Here is a 15,349-nt window from a genome sequence, read left to right on the forward strand (position 1 = left end):
TCTGCCCTGGAACAGGGTCAGAAGCCAGAGGGGTGTCGCGTCAGTGAGCCCTACTTGGTGAGGACGATGTCCGTGAAGACCTCGTCGTTCACCGGACTGGCCGGGTAACTCTCCACACGCGGGTCAAATGCCAGCGTGGGAGCGGGGTGTGCGAGCGGCACACCGGGGATGAACGTCGCGACGTCCTCGTTGATCTCCTCGTACAGGGCACTCTGCTCTTCGAGGTCGGACACTCCGCGAGCATCGGCGAGCTTCTGGAACAGCTCCGGGTTGTCAAAGCCCCACTCCGAGCTCTGCGCACCGAAGAACACGCCGACGAAGTTGTCGGTGTCGTTGTAGTCGCCGGTCCAGCCCAGCAGGTGGATACCGTGATCCGGGGTACCAGTGGTGCGGTCGAGGTACTCGACCCATTCCTCGGAGACCGGTGTGGTCTCGACGCCGACCTCAGCGAGCTGCGTGGACAGCACGGTGAAGATCTGCTCGGGGTCTGGCATGTACGGACGGGATACGTTGACCGGGTAGTTGAAGTCCAGCTTCAGCGGGTTGGCCTCGTCGTATCCTGCCTCAGCAAGCAGCGCCGTGGCCTTCGCCGGGTCGTAGTCGTAGGTCGTGACGTCTGGGTTGTAACCGTTGACAGAGTCCGGCATGAACTCGATGGCCTTCTCGGTACCCGCAGGCAGCACCTGGGTGATCAGCGCGTCCTTGTCGATCGCGTAGGACAGCGCCTCGCGCACCTTCGGATCCTGCAGCTCAGGAATCGCCTGGTTGAACGCCAGGTAGAGGATCGTGAACGGCGGGCGCGGAACCATGGTGAAGCCGTCTTCTTCAAGCGCACCGGTGTCGGCGGGACCGACGAGGTCATAACCGTCGATGGAGCCGGATTCGAGCGCCTGGCGGCGTGCGGTCGGGTCATCGATCGTGCGGAAGATGATCTCGTTGATCTGGCCCTTGTCGCCCCAGTAGCCGTCGTAGCTCTTCAGAGTGACGTTCTCACCGGGTGCCCAGGAGTCGAACTGGTACGGACCGGTACCGACGGGGTGCCCCATCGCATACTCAGACATCTGCGGCGCCTCGGCGGAGCCGCTCACAGCATCCGCTTCGAACTCGGCGAGAGCGGAGGGGCTCTGCATCGAGAACGCGGGCAGCGAGAGGGACGGGATGAAGCCGGCGAACGGCTTGTTCAGCTCGATGGTGACCGAGTAGTCGCCATCAGGGGTGCAGGACTTGTAGACGGCATCCGCAGCGTTCGATGCATACCCGTGGAAGAGCTTGCTGTAGTAGTAGCCGAACGCCTCAGAAGCGGCGAGTCCTTCCCAGTTGTACCAACGGTCGAAGTTGTAGCAGACCGCTTCCGCGTTGAACGGGGTGTCGTCCTGGAAGGTGACATCCTCCTTCAGCGCGAACGTGTACGACATGTTGTCCTCGGACGGCTCCCACGACTCGGCAAGCAGCGGAGCGGGGTCGGCGGTGCCGGGCACGGTGCCGACGAGTCCTTCGAAGATCTGGCGCGCGACGCGGAAAGTCTCGCCGTCCTGAGCGAAGGCCGGGTCGAGGCTGGCCGGGTCAGATGATGCGGCGAACACGAATGTGCCGTCGACGTCACCCGAGCCTTCGGCGGTGTCGCCCGTGTCGTCGCCGCGATCGCTGGCGACGCAACCCGCGAGCAGCATCGCTGCGATCGCGGTTCCGGTGACGGCGATGAGACCTCGCCGGCGCATGGATGAGTGGAGCATGTCTGTGTACCTTCCCTGGTGGGGCGCTTCTTTGCGCGTGCCGGTTGCGTCATCGCTCCCGTAACACGGTGATGATCCGACGCTACCCAGCCCGCTCCTGGAATCCAAACGCATCCATGTTGCGATCCGGTATCAGCTCGGTAACGCCACGTGACATGGGCACTCGCTCACCGGCACGCCGTAGGCTCGAGACCATGGGCAGAACGCGCGCGAAGGACACCGAGCATCCCCAGGCCCGCCTTGACCACGGCGGTACCGCCCGGATCATCCCCTCGGAGTACACGAGCGGTTTCGAGCTCATCGTCGACGACACTCCTCAGTCGCACGTCGACCTGGACGACCCCACTCACCTGCACTTCGAGTACGTCGTGCGAATGGGCGCGGTGATCGATCAGCTGACCTCGCCCGGTGCGGCCCTCACCGCTGTGCATCTGGGCGCCGGTGCGCTGACCGTGCCGCGCTACATCGAGGCGACGAGGCCCGGTTCGCGGCAACAGGTGATCGAACTGGAAGCACCGCTGGCCGCGCTCGTTCGCGAGCGTTTACCGCTGCCTCGCGGGGCGGCGATCCGCATCCGTATCGGCGATGCCCGCTCGGGAGTGCAGAAACTTCCCGCTGCGCTGACCGGCGCCTGCGACCTGGTCGTCTCGGATGTCTACTCCGGTGCGCAGACGCCAGCACACCTGACCAGCGTCGAGTTCTACACCGAATTGCGCGCCCTGCTCGCGCCCACCGGTGTGCTGCTCATCAACGTTGCCGATGGGCCCGGTCTTGCCTTCGCTCGGCGCCAGGTCGCCACCGTCGCGCAGGTGCTTCCCGAGGTCGCGCTGCTCGCCGACACCCAGGTACTCAAAGGCCGCCGATTCGGAAACCTCGTGGTCGCGGCATCCGCTTCTCCTCTGCCGACCGAATGGCTTCCACGGATGCTGGCGGCAGGTCCACATCCGGCGAAGATCGCTCAGGATGCGGAGGTCACCGCCTTCGCCAAGGGCGCACGAATCGTCACCGATGCGGATGCCGTGGCATCCCCCAAGCCCGACGCGTCGATCTTCCTGCGCTGAAATCGCTGTCCGGGGCGCGCCAACCGTCAGTCCGCTGAACGGGCAGGCACACTGGGAAGAGCGCTGCGAGAGGAGAGCATATGGGTTACATCAGGGGTTACGACTCAGAGACTCTTCGGGAACAGGTTGATCTGCGCGAATGCGCCGACCGACTGGCCGAGATCGAGACGCAGCGGAGCCTGCCGGCACTGTTGGAGCGCGTCTGGCTACTGAAGGTCCTCGACCGCCTCGACGAGGCACTCACACTGTCTGACGAATCAGTGCGCGTCGCCCGTATGGCTGGCACACGCAAGGACGTACTGCGCTCCCGTGTGCTGCACGCAACGATTCTGCAGTACCGCGGCGCGTTCGCTGCGGCCGGGCAGGAACTGGCCACGTGCGCGTCAGAAGCCGAAGGTCAAGGCTGGGCCTCGATCGCGGCGTTCGCACACCAGCACCACGGCAAGAATGCCTATGACGCCGGCGACTTCGACGAGGCGCGCGAAAGCTTCAAGCGGGCACTGTTCCTGCGTCGCGAGACCGGCGCTCCGGACCAGGAACTGGAGACCGCGTTGCTGGCGATTGAAGCCGCTCAGAAGCGCGGCAGCAGCCAACTCATCACGGGCTAACTTAGACGATGGCGCTGGAGCGTCACTACACTGGAGCGTCACTGCACTGTCGCTAAATGTCCGCGGGATGATTTACCCTTGGCGCATGGCCGAACTTGACCGTGTGCGCATCTGGGGCGAGGCGCTGATTCGGTTGCACCTGGATGACTCATGGTCGTTCGGTTTCGACCATGCGAAGCGCCGCGCCGGACAGTGTGATTTTCAGGCGAAGCGGATCACCGTTTCGCGCTATCTCGCCGCACGTTTCGACGACGATGAGATCCATCAGGTGCTGCTGCACGAGGTCGCCCACGCGCTCGCCGGTCACCGTGCCGCGCACGGTGCGAAGTGGAAACACATCGCCCGCGATCTCGGCTATGTCGGAGGCACGACACACCGCGGCGAAACGGCAGAAGAACTGGCGCCGTGGGTCGGCACCTGCCCTGCCGGGCACGTGACCTATCGGCATCGGCGACCGGGCCGGCCGACCTCATGCGCCAAGTGCTCGCGGGCGTTCGATGCGCGGTTCGCGTTCGACTGGGTGCGTCGTGAGATCAGCGCGGCCGTGCGCTTGGCCGCACAGATGCCGCGGGATTAAGCCTCGAACGCGACGAAGACGCCATCCGCGAGCACAGGCACGGCGTCAGTCGCGTCGACCTCAGCTGCTGCGGCTGTTTCGGTAGGAACGAGTCCGGCCGCTTCGATGCGTGCGGTCACCGCGACGCCATCCGCGAGTTCTTTGCCGGATCCGGATGCGGTGAGCAGATGCCGCATCGCCCGACGCAGCCCCCGCGCCGATTCGCATGCTGCTGCGGCCTCGGGTGAGGTGTGATCGGCGCCCAAGTCGCTGAGTGCCGCGATGATCGTTCCCGCACCGAGCTGATCTTCCACGGCGAAACGGAGCTCTCCGACATCCGTCAGCTCACCCGCCGCGATCACCGCGACCGAGGTGCGCTGCTGGCGCCGATTCTGCAGCTCGAGCACCGTGCGCGCGACCGCCGAAGCGTTCCGCAACGATCCGAGCAGTACCGTCGCACCGGTCTCGGCGGCCGCAGCGGCCGTCGCTGCGCCGTTTCGCGACCAGCCCGCGGCATCTGTCAGTGAGACGCTGCGTCCGGATGCCACGGCATCCGTCACCGTCGATGAGAAGCGGAGCACATCGACAACCACGACCACGTCTGCCTGGGCGAGGCGCGTGAGACCAGCGACGCCCCATTCGAAGCGGACTTGATACGAGGACTGGTCGAACGGCTGAGGCATTCATCCAGCCTATGGCCGGATTCGAGCGGCGCGGTGTGAGCCGACGGCTCAGCGCACTGCCGCTGGCCGGCGGGCGACCACGACCTCGACGCCCTTGCCTCGCAGACGAGCGACATGGCTGGGGTCTGTGTCCGTGTCGACGATGACCGCATCGAACTCGCTCAGCGGCAGCAGCGCGTGCAGCGCCCGCTTGTCGAACTTCGTGTTGTCAGCCAGAAGGATGCGCTTCATCGAAGAATCGAACATGGCGCGTTTGACGTCCACCGTGTCCAACGTCTGGTGGAAGGCGACGTCATCAGTGATGGCCGCGGTCGACATGATGAACAGGTCGGCGCGCATCGCCTTGATGGCGGTGGTGGTGATGTGCCCCATAAATGAGCTGCACCAGTTGTGATATTCGCCCCCGAGCCCCAGCAGGGTGATGCCGTTCGCCCCACGGAGCTGATCCATGATCGTGAGCGTGTGGGTAATCACCGTCAGCGGCCGTTTCGCCCTCAGATGAGGGACGAGGTGCATCGCGGTGGTCGAATCATCGAGCATGATCGCCTGCCCCGGCTCGATGAACTCGAGTGCGGCGTGCGCGATCGCCTCTTTCTGAGCGCTCTCTCGACCGGTCCGGTACACGTCGGAGGACTCGACGAGCGCGGTCGACAGCGCGGTCGCGACGCCGCGGTTCTTACGCAGGAGTCCCCGACCCTCAAGGTCGTCGAGATCTCGATGAACGGTCATGACACTGATGTCGAAGCGTTCCGCGAGCTGCTCGATTCGAACGGATCCCTCGGCCATCACCGCCTCGGTGATCGCACGCTGACGCGTCAGCTGGCGGCTCTGCCGTGAATCGCTTGCCGCGGTGTCATCCTCGTGCGTCGTGCTGTCCATCGAATTCGACCTCCCAGCATTCACCGTAGCGCGGCGGCTTCGTCGATGATGTGAGCGAGATCCTCCGGGTCGTGGGCGAAACGACCGAGGAAGAGCCCATCCACACTGTTACCCAGCGCGGCCAGCGTGCCCCGCTGCGCGCTGCCGCCGTAGATCACCGAGGAGGAGCGCAGCGATGATTCGGATGCCAGCCGGGCGCGCAATGCGCCAACCACGGCGATGACGTGTTCCACCGATGCCGGTTGCGCCCGGCCGATTGCCCACTCTGGTTCGTAGGCGACGATGAGTTCACCGACGAAACCGTGTTGATCGACATCGGCATGCGCGACTGCTGAGGCGAGCGCCGCCTCGAGCTGAGCAATGCACTCCGCCCCCGCGGCATCCGCAGACATCTCTTCCTGCTCGCCGACGCAGAACACCGGCGTCAATCCGTTGCGGAATGCTGCTGCCAGCTTCCGCCAGATCATGTCGTCACTCTCGCCGAAGACATGCCGTCGCTCGGCATGACCGACTTCCACGACGCTGCAGCCGACGGCTGCCAGGTCGGCGCCACTGATGGCACCGGTGAACGCGCCACGATCCTCCCAGTGAAGATCCTGCGCACCCCATGCCACTTCGCTGTCGGTCAGCGCCTCGCGCACAGCGGGAAGCGCTGGCAGAGAGGGCAGCGCGAACAGCCTGACTGCACCACTCTTTACTGCCGCATGAGCGCGCGCGATCGCAGCGACATCGAGCGCCCACTGCGTGGTCTGGGCGATATCGAGGTACAGCTTCAGGCTGATCCCGAGAATCACAGGGCGTTCGGATGCCGATCTCTCGGACGCCGACGATGGGTCACTCACAGGTACCTGTCTGTTCGTACTCCTCGATGACTGCAACCTTCTCGGCAGAGGCAGAGCCCTCATCGAAGACGTAGCCGAGCCATTCCTTCGCCAGGCGACGAGCGAGCTCAAGTCCGACGACGCGCTGGCCGAAGGTGAGCACCTGAGCGTTGTTGCTGAGCACGCTGCGCTCGACGCTGTAGCTGTCGTGCGCGGTCACGGCACGGATGCCGGGCACCTTGTTTGCCGCGATTGCGACACCGAGACCGGTACCGCAGACGAGCAGAGCGCGGTCGACCTCGCCCGCACGGATCTTCTCAGCCGCAGCGATCGCCACGCGGGGGTAAGCAGTGTGCCCGTCCGCATCCACTCCGACGTCGATGACCGACGCAACGCGCGGGTCCTTCTCCAGGTCGGCCTTGAGTGCTTCCTTGTACTGGAATCCTGCGTCGTCGGATCCGACGACGATGCGCCACTGAGCGGTCATGAGTTCTCCTCTGTATCTGCACTGTTTTGAGCCGAGCTGTTCAGCACCGCGGATGCCGCGGTCATCGCCAACGCGAGGGAAATCGCGCCGGGGTCCGGTGTTCCCAGACTCTTCTGCATGTGCGGGCGGGCCCGGCCCATCCGGGGAAGCAGCTCTGCGGTGGCGTCGGCGGCGATGCTCGCAACCGACGCGGCATCCGTCCAGGCTGCGGCGAGCCCGGCCCCATCGGCCACCCGCGCTGCCAGTGTCTCCACGAAGGGAACCAGCGCATCGACGAGAGTCTTATCCCCGACGATCGCCTTTCCGAAGTCCTGGATTGCCGCACGCGCAGCTTCGATGCCGGCCGCAATACTTCTGGCATCCGGAGCATCCTGGTCACCGACCGTCTCGCCGACAGCACGCAGTCCAGCGCCCCACAGCGCACCCGAGGTGCCGCCTGCTTTGTCGGCCCATTCATCTCCGGCGATCGTGAGGACCGATCCTGCCCCTGCGCCGCGCTTCACCGCTTCCGCCGCGGCAGCAGCAGCAGCCAGGGAACCGCGCTTCATTCCGATGCCATGATCCCCGTCACCGGCGATGGCATCGAGTCGTCCCAGTTCGTCGGCTTCGCGATCAATGACCACCCGAATGGCTTCGATGACCGCGGCCACACGCGGCCCGCTCGCCACCGAAGCGTCGGATGATTCGCCCACGACAGCGAAAACCTCGTCCATGGCCTCGTCGGCGACATCGGCTTCATCCCCGCGCGCCACGACGCCCTTGCGGTAGGCCGGGGCGTAAGCGGGCGAGGTCCACGCGGCTTCCAGCTCGTCGTCGAGCCAGAAAGCAGTCAGCGAGACGCCCGCCATCTCGAAGCTGGTGACGAGCTCGCCGACCTCCGGGTCGATCACGGTGACGCCTGCGGCTTCCAGCTCTGCGGCAACGGTGCCGTAGATGACGAACAGTTCCTCGGACTTCACAGCGCCGAGACCGTTCAGGATGATGCCCGCTTTGGCCCCGTTGACCGAGACGCCGTCGGGGATCTCGGAGAGCAGGCTCTCGACGAGAAACACTGCCAACTCGCGCGCGGTGGGCAAAGGCCTCATCTCAATGCCCGGTTCGCCGTGAATGCCCATCCCGACAGCCATCTGCCCTGCCGGAACGCTAAACAGAGGCTCGACTGCTCCGGGAAGAGTGCACCCGGAGAAGGCGACACCGATGGACCGTGTCCGCTCGTTCGCACGGCTGGCGATCGTGGCGACAGCATCGAGGTCGAACCCCTGCTCTGCTGCCCATGCCGCAGCACGGAATATCGCGAGGTCCCCCGCGATGCCGCGGCGCTTCTCGCGCTCGTCCACGGAGGCGCTGAAGATGTCATCGGTCACCCGCACCGTGCGGCAGGCAATGCCCTCGGCGATCAGCCTGCGCTGTGCGAGATCGAAGTTCAATGCGTCACCGGCGTAGTTGCCGTAGCTGAGGAGCACTCCGGCCTTCGTCGCCACAGATTTGGCGACGGAATAGACCTGTTGGCTGCTCGGCGATGCGAAGACATTACCCAGTGCCGCGGCGTGCGCGAGCCCTGCGCCGACAAGGCCAGCAAAGGCAGGATAGTGACCGGATCCGCCGCCGACGACGATGGCGACCTGTCCGTCCGGTGTTGCCGAGCGGCGTGCGACGCCGCCGGTCACCCGCCGCACGAGAGCCTTGTTCGCCGCGATGAATCCGAGAGTGGATTCATCGGCGAAGGCCGCTGGGTCATTCACAACGTAGCTCATAGTGTCTCTCGGTCTTGGTGTGAAAATGCGGGGGCGGATGCCGGAAGGCTCCCACCCCCGCCGTTTCGCGCAGGTTCGCGCGAGATGTTACTCAGTCGATCAGGGCGTGTAGGTGAACGGCGCCGTCATGTTGGCAGCGTTGTCCGCCGTGATGAGGATGCAGTCGAAGGACTGCTTCTCCTCCGCAGGAGCCTCGCCCGTGCGGATGAAGGTGTCCGCCAGGACGACAGCCTCTTCGGCGAAGACAGCGACCGGCTGCAGCACCGTGTAGGCCATCTCGCCAGCGATGACAGCCTCAACAGCGTCAGGTGCGCCGTCGAACCCACCGACGACGATGCCCTCGAGCTTGCCGGCTTCCTTGAGCGCGGCGATCGCGCCGAGCGCCATCTCGTCGTTACCGGCCATGACACCGTTGATGTCCGAGTTGGCCTGCAGCAGCGACTGCATCTTGTCGTGACCCTTGGTGCGATCCCAGTCGGCTACCTCTTTGCCGACCTGAACGAGTTCGGGGTACTGGCTGATCACGGTCGTGAAACCGTTCGAGCGCGTCTGAGCATTGTTGTCGGCGGGAGCGCCGAAGAGCTCGACATACTCGCCGGCTTCGCCCATGGCGGCAACCCACTCCTGGGCGCCGAGAGCGGCACCCTGAGCGTTGTTCGAGACGAGCTGTGCCTTCGCGAGGCCGGTCTCGTTGATTTCAGCGTTGACCAGGAACACCGGAATGTCCGCGGCATTGGCTTTCTTCACCGCAGCGATCGAACCGTCAGCGTTCGCCGGGTCGAGGATGATCGCGACAGACTTGTTCGAGATAGCCGTGTCGATGAGCGTGTTCTCGGTGTTGGCGTCACCCTTGTGAGCGCCTACCGTTGCCTCGTAGCCCAGCTCTTCGGCAACAGCCGAGGCAACGTCGCCTTCGGTCTTCCAGTACGGGTTGGACGGGTCGTTGACGATGATCGTAATGAGACCGCCGCCGTCAGCGCTTCCGGTATCCGTCGGCTCGGCTGCGTCGTCCGTACCTCCGCTGGCGCAGCCAGCGAGGCCGAGGACGAGTACGCTCGCAGTTGCGAGGGCAGCAAGTGTCTTCATGCGCACCATGTGATTGTGTCCTTTCTTGATGTCTCGGCAACGTTCTTCGGTGCCGAGTTCGTGGTTAGGATTTGGGCTCGGCTGTGGCCGAAGCATCCTTTTCCGACGTTGTGGAAGTCGTCGCGCCAACGGCGACCGGCGACACGGGAGCAGCAGGACTCGTGGCTGCCGGCTTGCGCCGACGCCCGTACTGCAGAGTGTTGAGCAGCACCGCGATCACGATGACTGCACCGATGAAGACCATCTGCCAGTACGCGGAGACGCCGACGATGACGAGTCCGTCGGAGAGGAAGACGATCACGAACGCGCCGAGCAACGTGCCGCGGACGTTGCCACGACCGCCGCTGAGCGCAGCTCCTCCGATGACGACAGCGGCGATCGCCGTCAACTCGTAGGTGTTGCCCGCTGTCGGGCTCGCGCTCGTCAGAGTCGAAGCGAGAATGAGGCCTGCGATCGCAGCACACGTGCCAGAGATGACGTAAACCCAGATCTGGACGGATCTGACCGGAACACCCGAGAGTTCTGCTGCGCGTTCGTTTCCACCCGAGGCATACAGCCAACGACCGAACTTCGTGCGTCCGAGCACGACGCCCAGGATCAGCGCCACGACGCCCATGATGATGACACCGATCGGAATGTTCAGGATGCGGTTGAACCCGAGCCAGTCGAACCCGGTGTTGCCGAGTTCGGGGACGCCCTCGAGGTTGTTGATCGTGAGGCCGTTTGTCATCAGTAGCGCGAGTCCACGCACGACGTACAGCATGCCGAGGGTCGCGACGAAGGGCGCGACATTGAACTTCGCGACCAGGATGCCGTTGACGAGCCCGACGAGCCCACCGACGCCGCAGGACAGCAGCACCACGACGGGAACGCTCGGATACAGCGTCATCCCCAGGAAGTTGATCGGCACCCCCTGGAGCAGGTAACCGCCGATGACCGCGGAGAATCCGAGCGTGGACCCGACCGAGAGGTCGATGCCTCCGTTCAGGATCACCATGAGCATCCCCAGTCCGAGGAGGGCGTAGATGGCCACGTGGGAGGACATGATCAGAATGTTGTCGACAGTGAAGTAGTTCGGTGACATCACTGAGAACACGATGATGATCAGGATGAGCGCGAGAAAGGCGCGCCCTTCCAGAAGCAGCTTCGTGAACGAGAACTGCTTCTTGCCTGCCATGATGGCGGTGGTCGTTGTCGTCATTGTCCGATCCGATCTGGGATTCAGGCGGCCACGGCCTCGCCAGAGGCGGCCATGATCATGTCTTTGGAAACGTCGGGCGTGAACTCGGCTGAGATCCGACCACGTCGCATCACGATGATCCGGTGCGCGATGCTGAGGCATTCGCCCACTTCGGAAGTGGAATAGACGACCGCGAGGCCGTTGCGTGCGCGTTCGGCGAGCAGGCGGAAGACCTCGCCCTTCGCGCCGACATCGATCCCGCGGCTGGGCTCATCGAGCAACATGACCCGGGGGTCGGTGGCGATGATCTTACCGATCACAACCTTCTGCTGATTGCCACCCGACAACGAGCCGATCGGGAGATCCGGCCCCGGTGTCTTGACGGTGACTGATTTGATGAGCTCCTGCGCTCGGGCCTTCTCCACACTGCGCGAGATCATGCCGCGCACGAGACTGCTGTCCAGACTCGCGAGGGTGAGGTTCGTGCCGACGTCGAAGGTCTGCACGAGACCATCGCGCTGGCGGTCCTCTGGCACGAGGCCGACGCCAGAGGAGATGCGACTGGCGATCGACTTCGAGAGGATGGATTCGCCGTCCAAGAGAATGTCTCCCTCAGCGACGGGTTCCTTGCCCGCGATGGCCTCGAGCAACTCGGTGCGCCCGGCTCCCATGAGTCCGTAGATGCAGACGATCTCGCCGGCCCTGACGTCGAGGTCAAGCCCGCTGACGATCGCACGCTCGGGGTTTTCACGGTCAAGAACAGTGAGGCCCTTGACGCTGAGTACGGTGTCGCCGAACTCGTAGCCGGTGGGCGGCGAGCCGAGATCGAAGTGCTCGCCCACCATGTTGCGAACGATCCACTCGAGGTCGATGTCCGCACGCTGACCCAGGGCTGTCATCGAGCCGTCTCGGAGAACGACGGCATGGTCGGTGACCTCCAGCGCTTCCTCGAGATGGTGCGAGATGTACACGATCGCCACGCCACGTGCGAGCAGATCACGGATGATTCCGAACAGAACCTCGACCTCTGCAGCGGCGAGCGCCGAGGTCGGTTCGTCCATGATGAGGATTCGAGAGTTCACCGACAGTGCGCGAGCGATCTCGATGATCTGCTGCTGGCCGACCCGAAGATCGGCGACCAGTGTGTCCGGCTCGATCGGTAGCTGCAGATCGAGCAGAAGCGCCTTCGCCTGCCGGGTCTCCTCCGCATAGTCGATCCCGAATACGCCTGTGATCTCGCGTCCCATGAAGATGTTGTCGCGCACGGACAGGTTCGGAGCCAGGCTGAGTTCCTGGTGAATGATCGATATTCCACGGTCCCGAGCAACGGTCGTCGATGACAAGACGACAGGTTCACCGTCAAGGATGATCTCGCCCGACGTGGGCTGCTCCACGCCGGAGAGGATCTTCATGAGCGTCGATTTACCAGCGCCATTCTCCCCGAAGAGCGTCGTGACGGTGCCCTTGCGGATCTGGAAGTTCACGCCTTTGAGAGCACGGGTTCCCCCGTACGTCTTCACAATGTTGCGGGCTTCGAGGACGACGTCGTCGAAGCCAGGACCGTCGGTCATTGGACGTCGATCTCGATCGGGGTGACCAGCCATCCGGCCGGGTTCACGAGAGTGAATGCGCCCGTCACCGTGACTGTTTCGCCCGCAAGAGCGGCGGTGTCGATGTCGGCGAGGACATCGACCTTCAGCTGTTCGTTGAGCGCAGCGGCCGCGTTCTGGAAGTCGATCTGGTTCTTGAATTCACCGAACACGATGTCTCCGCTCGCGTCACGCAGTTCGGTGCCGTTGATGGCGGGTCCGGTCTGCATGCGGATGAGGTGGTCGCTCGGCATGCCCTCGACTGCCACCTCATAGATGCCCGACTGTCCCTCGCCGACGACGCCGGTGAAGGTGACGCTGTAGACGGGGCCGCCGGAGCTTGCGATCGCGTACTCTTCCGCGGCGGCATCCGGATCTGCTGCAATGGCCTCCGCGAGAGTCACGGCAGGAGTCGCACGCTCGAGGATGCCCTCCTGAACGGTGGGGAACTTGTCCGCGCCGAAGGTCGCCGGGTCGAACACCACGGCTCCCTGGGCAAGCGGGTCATCGCTCGGAACGGCCTTGGTGCCCAAGACGATGCCCAGGACGACGAGAACGATCACGCCGATCCAGACGCCGCGCTTGGCGCCTGGTGAGAGCTTCTTGCTCACCGTCTTCGACGAGGTGCCTGCCGCCCCGCTCACAGGAAGACCCGCGATTCGGTGTCGTTCGGACGAATCTGGAGCTTGCGTCCCTCGCCCCGACGGAACAGCTCCAGTGCCTCTGAGTAGTCGTCGAGAGTGAACGAGTGGCTGATCATGGCGGGAGCGTTGATCGCTCCGGCTTCGAAGAGCTCGACTGCGCGGCCGAAGGAGTTGAGGACCGCCATGGTTCCCACGATCGAGATCTCGTCACGGTAGACGCGGAACGGCGAGAACTTCGCCATCTGGTCCGCCGGCGCAACACCGAAGTCCTGGAAGAACCCGGCCGGCTTCACGCGGGTGAGAGCATCCTCGATCGCCCGGATGTTGCCGGTGCAGTCGATGACGACATCCCACTTCTCACGCTCTGCCTCATCGGGGCTCGTGTAGCGCAGCTCGATTCCGCACTCGGCGGCGGTCTCGAGTCGCGCCGCGTTGAGGTCGACGATCGTGACCGTCGCGGCTCCAGCCTTCGACGCGAGCTGGGCCATCAGAAGGCCCATAGTCCCGGCGCCGTACACCAGAACGTGGTCACCGAGACGGCGTGGCAGAACATCCCACCCGCGGATCGCACACGCGAGCGGTTCGATGAGCGCTGCCTGGTAAAGGTCTGTTTCCGGCTTGAGCTTGTAGACGTTGCCGGCTGGTGCGGTGAAGAACTGCTGCGCCGCACCGTCTGAGGCAACCACACCCAGTCCGTTCCAGAAACGGCAGAGGTTCTGGTGGCCATTGAGACAGAACTCGCACTCACCGCAGGTAGTGCTCGGGTTCACCGCGACGTTGTCGCCGACCTTGAAGTCGAAGACGCCGCTGTTCACACCCTCGCCCAGCGCGACAATCGTGCCGGTCGCCTCGTGTCCGGGAACCAGGGGGAACACCGTTCCCTCGAACTCGCCGTCGAACACGTGCGTGTCGGTTCCGCAGATGCCGACCGCGGCAGTCTCAATGAGGATCTCTTTGTATCCGGGCGTCGGCGTAGGACGCTCCTCGAGTGCCAACTGGCCTTCGGACGTGAATACAATTGCGCGCATCTTTGCTCCTGTTTGTGCTTTCGCCGCCATCGGCTTTCGTCACGGGCCTATGTTAGGTTCCCTGTGATCTTGACACGTAACTACGTTATATTCAACATAGAAACATCACATTCGGATGTCAACTTCGAATGTGACGCATGAGAAATTCGAATGTGACGCATGAGGAAGAGGCATCATGACCAGCGCTGTTGAACGCATCTCCCCCCGCCCGACACCGACGATGCGCGCGAGCGTGCTGGTGAAGGCCGGCGAGGTCGTGATGCAGCAGCGTCCTACGCCCACCCCCGCAGCCGACGAGGTACTCGTGCGCGTCACTGCGGTCGGCGTGTGCGGCTCGGATGTGCACTTCTACAAGGACGGTCACCTCGGAGACTGGACCCTGGACGGCCCCCTCGTGCTCGGCCATGAGTCCGGCGGAGTCATCGTCGCCGTCGGAGCCCACGTCAGCCCGACGAGGATCGGGCAGCGCGTTTCGGTGGAGCCGCAGCATCCTTCGACGCAATCGGCGGAGTCGCTGCGCGGCGATTACAACCTCGACCCAGCGATGAAGTTCTATGCGATCCCTGGCACCGACGGAGCATTCCAGGAGTACGTGACGATCCAGAGTCATTTCGCCCACGAGATCCCGGATGCCGTCAGCGATTGGGCAGCGGCACTCTTGGAGCCGCTCTCCGTCGCCGTGGCATCCGCACGAAAGGCGTGCATCACGGCAGGCGATCGAGTGCTCATCACGGGCGCCGGCCCGGTCGGACTGACGCTGGCGCAAGTAGCGCGTGCATCCGGCGCTGCCGAGATCATCGTCACCGATATCAGCGAGGGACGCCGCGCTTCCGCGCTGAAGTTCGGTGCGACCTCGGTGCTCGACCCGAGCGCGGATGCTTCTGCTATCGCGAGCGTGCATGCCGATTCATTCATAGATGCGTCGGGGGCAACGCCTGCCGTGTGGAGCGGCATCGAGGCATTGCGCCCGGGCGGCCGTGCGGTGCTCGTGGGCATGGGGCAGAGCACGCTTCCGCTCCCTGTGGGGCGGATCCAGTCTCACGAGCTGATCCTCACCGGTGTCTTCCGCTACGCAAACACCTGGCCCGCGGCAATCGCACTCGCCGCCACCGGACAGGTCGATCTCGATGCCATGGTCACCGGCACGTTCACGCTCGAACAGGCGCAAGACGCACTGGAATCCACCGCCGACCCGGCGACGATCAAGTCGATCGTCGAGCCGCACCGCGTCTGACGCACC

At 64.3% G+C, this 15,349-nt stretch carries 15 protein-coding genes; 4 read left to right on the forward strand and 11 right to left on the reverse strand.

Features of this window, described 5'->3' with window-relative positions:
* Window positions 1–50: 50 nt before the first annotated feature.
* On the reverse strand, window positions 51–1,733 hold the full coding sequence (locus tag ACSU04_RS06860; protein WP_439288862.1) for an ABC transporter substrate-binding protein: 1,683 nt from the start codon (window positions 1,731–1,733) through the stop codon (window positions 51–53).
* Window positions 1,734–1,927: 194 nt separating this feature from the next.
* Here ACSU04_RS06860 and ACSU04_RS06865 point away from each other — a divergent pair, with 194 nt between their 5' ends.
* From ACSU04_RS06865 to ACSU04_RS06875, 3 genes are all read left to right on the forward strand, one after another.
* Complete coding sequence (locus tag ACSU04_RS06865) at window positions 1,928–2,794, forward strand: spermidine synthase (protein WP_439288863.1); 867 nt, start codon at window positions 1,928–1,930, stop codon at window positions 2,792–2,794.
* An 80-nt stretch (window positions 2,795–2,874) separates the two neighbouring features.
* A complete protein-coding gene (locus tag ACSU04_RS06870; protein WP_439281356.1) occupies window positions 2,875–3,402 on the forward strand; it encodes a hypothetical protein in 528 nt (175 codons plus the stop codon).
* 85 nt (window positions 3,403–3,487) lie between these two features.
* Window positions 3,488–3,979 carry a SprT-like domain-containing protein gene (locus ACSU04_RS06875; protein ID WP_439281357.1) on the forward strand — a complete coding sequence of 164 codons (492 nt, stop codon included), beginning with the start codon at window positions 3,488–3,490 and terminating at the stop codon, window positions 3,977–3,979.
* On the opposite strand, the gene ACSU04_RS06880 is transcribed toward ACSU04_RS06875, so the two are convergent.
* The 10 genes from ACSU04_RS06880 to ACSU04_RS06925 form a co-directional block, all read right to left on the reverse strand.
* Complete coding sequence (locus ACSU04_RS06880) at window positions 3,976–4,641, reverse strand: 2-phosphosulfolactate phosphatase (protein WP_439288864.1); 666 nt, start codon at window positions 4,639–4,641, stop codon at window positions 3,976–3,978. The two genes, ACSU04_RS06875 and ACSU04_RS06880, sit on opposite strands and share 4 nt — an antisense overlap.
* Window positions 4,642–4,689: 48 nt before the next feature.
* A complete protein-coding gene (locus tag ACSU04_RS06885; RefSeq protein ID WP_439281359.1) occupies window positions 4,690–5,520 on the reverse strand; it encodes a DeoR/GlpR family DNA-binding transcription regulator in 831 nt (276 codons plus the stop codon).
* A 20-nt stretch (window positions 5,521–5,540) separates the two neighbouring features.
* Complete coding sequence (locus tag ACSU04_RS06890) at window positions 5,541–6,362, reverse strand: triose-phosphate isomerase family protein (protein WP_439288865.1); 822 nt, start codon at window positions 6,360–6,362, stop codon at window positions 5,541–5,543.
* A complete protein-coding gene (locus ACSU04_RS06895) occupies window positions 6,355–6,828 on the reverse strand; it encodes a ribose-5-phosphate isomerase (RefSeq protein WP_439281361.1) in 474 nt (157 codons plus the stop codon). Before ACSU04_RS06895 ends, ACSU04_RS06890 begins: the two co-directional genes overlap by 8 nt.
* The gene (locus ACSU04_RS06900; RefSeq protein WP_439288866.1) at window positions 6,825–8,582 is read right to left on the reverse strand and encodes a dihydroxyacetone kinase family protein; all 1,758 of its coding nucleotides are present in this window, start codon (window positions 8,580–8,582) and stop codon (window positions 6,825–6,827) included. The genes ACSU04_RS06895 and ACSU04_RS06900 overlap by 4 nt, the downstream gene beginning before the upstream one ends.
* Before the next feature lie 99 nt (window positions 8,583–8,681).
* Window positions 8,682–9,677 (reverse strand): substrate-binding domain-containing protein, encoded by a 996-nt coding sequence (locus ACSU04_RS06905; RefSeq protein WP_439288867.1) that lies wholly within the window; start codon window positions 9,675–9,677, stop codon window positions 8,682–8,684.
* Window positions 9,678–9,732: 55 nt separating this feature from the next.
* Window positions 9,733–10,869: an ABC transporter permease gene (locus tag ACSU04_RS06910; RefSeq protein WP_439281364.1), complete on the reverse strand. Its 1,137-nt coding sequence runs from the start codon at window positions 10,867–10,869 to the stop codon at window positions 9,733–9,735.
* A gap of 20 nt (window positions 10,870–10,889) precedes the next feature.
* Entirely contained in the window at window positions 10,890–12,419 is a 1,530-nt protein-coding gene (locus ACSU04_RS06915; protein WP_439281365.1) for a sugar ABC transporter ATP-binding protein, read from the reverse strand.
* Window positions 12,416–13,081 (reverse strand): DUF2291 family protein, encoded by a 666-nt coding sequence (locus tag ACSU04_RS06920; protein ID WP_439288868.1) that lies wholly within the window; start codon window positions 13,079–13,081, stop codon window positions 12,416–12,418. Before ACSU04_RS06920 ends, ACSU04_RS06915 begins: the two co-directional genes overlap by 4 nt.
* Window positions 13,078–14,109 carry a zinc-dependent alcohol dehydrogenase family protein gene (locus tag ACSU04_RS06925; protein WP_439281367.1) on the reverse strand — a complete coding sequence of 344 codons (1,032 nt, stop codon included), beginning with the start codon at window positions 14,107–14,109 and terminating at the stop codon, window positions 13,078–13,080. Before ACSU04_RS06925 ends, ACSU04_RS06920 begins: the two co-directional genes overlap by 4 nt.
* A gap of 175 nt (window positions 14,110–14,284) precedes the next feature.
* Between ACSU04_RS06925 and ACSU04_RS06930 the strand changes: the two genes are divergently transcribed.
* Complete coding sequence (locus ACSU04_RS06930) at window positions 14,285–15,343, forward strand: NAD(P)-dependent alcohol dehydrogenase (RefSeq protein WP_439288869.1); 1,059 nt, start codon at window positions 14,285–14,287, stop codon at window positions 15,341–15,343.
* Window positions 15,344–15,349: the final 6 nt, after the last annotated feature.

Source organism: Microbacterium sp. A84 (genome assembly GCF_051842815.1).
In the GTDB taxonomy this organism is placed as follows: Bacteria; Actinomycetota; Actinomycetes; order Actinomycetales; family Microbacteriaceae; genus Microbacterium.

Bases quoted from the DNA above. Each gene is read 5' to 3' on its own strand.
- ACSU04_RS06860 (WP_439288862.1), bottom strand. From the start codon at position 1,733: ATGCTCCACTCATCCATGCGCCGGCGAGGTCTCATCGCCGTCACCGGA.
- ACSU04_RS06865 (WP_439288863.1), top strand. From the start codon at position 1,928: ATGGGCAGAACGCGCGCGAAGGACACCGAGCATCCCCAGGCCCGCCTT.
- ACSU04_RS06870 (WP_439281356.1), top strand. From the start codon at position 2,875: ATGGGTTACATCAGGGGTTACGACTCAGAGACTCTTCGGGAACAGGTT.
- ACSU04_RS06875 (WP_439281357.1), top strand. From the start codon at position 3,488: ATGGCCGAACTTGACCGTGTGCGCATCTGGGGCGAGGCGCTGATTCGG.
- ACSU04_RS06880 (WP_439288864.1), bottom strand. From the start codon at position 4,641: ATGCCTCAGCCGTTCGACCAGTCCTCGTATCAAGTCCGCTTCGAATGG.
- ACSU04_RS06885 (WP_439281359.1), bottom strand. From the start codon at position 5,520: ATGGACAGCACGACGCACGAGGATGACACCGCGGCAAGCGATTCACGG.
- ACSU04_RS06895 (WP_439281361.1), bottom strand. From the start codon at position 6,828: ATGACCGCTCAGTGGCGCATCGTCGTCGGATCCGACGACGCAGGATTC.
- ACSU04_RS06900 (WP_439288866.1), bottom strand. From the start codon at position 8,582: ATGAGCTACGTTGTGAATGACCCAGCGGCCTTCGCCGATGAATCCACT.
- ACSU04_RS06905 (WP_439288867.1), bottom strand. From the start codon at position 9,677: ATGGTGCGCATGAAGACACTTGCTGCCCTCGCAACTGCGAGCGTACTC.
- ACSU04_RS06910 (WP_439281364.1), bottom strand. From the start codon at position 10,869: ATGACGACAACGACCACCGCCATCATGGCAGGCAAGAAGCAGTTCTCG.
- ACSU04_RS06915 (WP_439281365.1), bottom strand. From the start codon at position 12,419: ATGACCGACGGTCCTGGCTTCGACGACGTCGTCCTCGAAGCCCGCAAC.
- ACSU04_RS06925 (WP_439281367.1), bottom strand. From the start codon at position 14,109: ATGCGCGCAATTGTATTCACGTCCGAAGGCCAGTTGGCACTCGAGGAG.
- ACSU04_RS06930 (WP_439288869.1), top strand. From the start codon at position 14,285: ATGACCAGCGCTGTTGAACGCATCTCCCCCCGCCCGACACCGACGATG.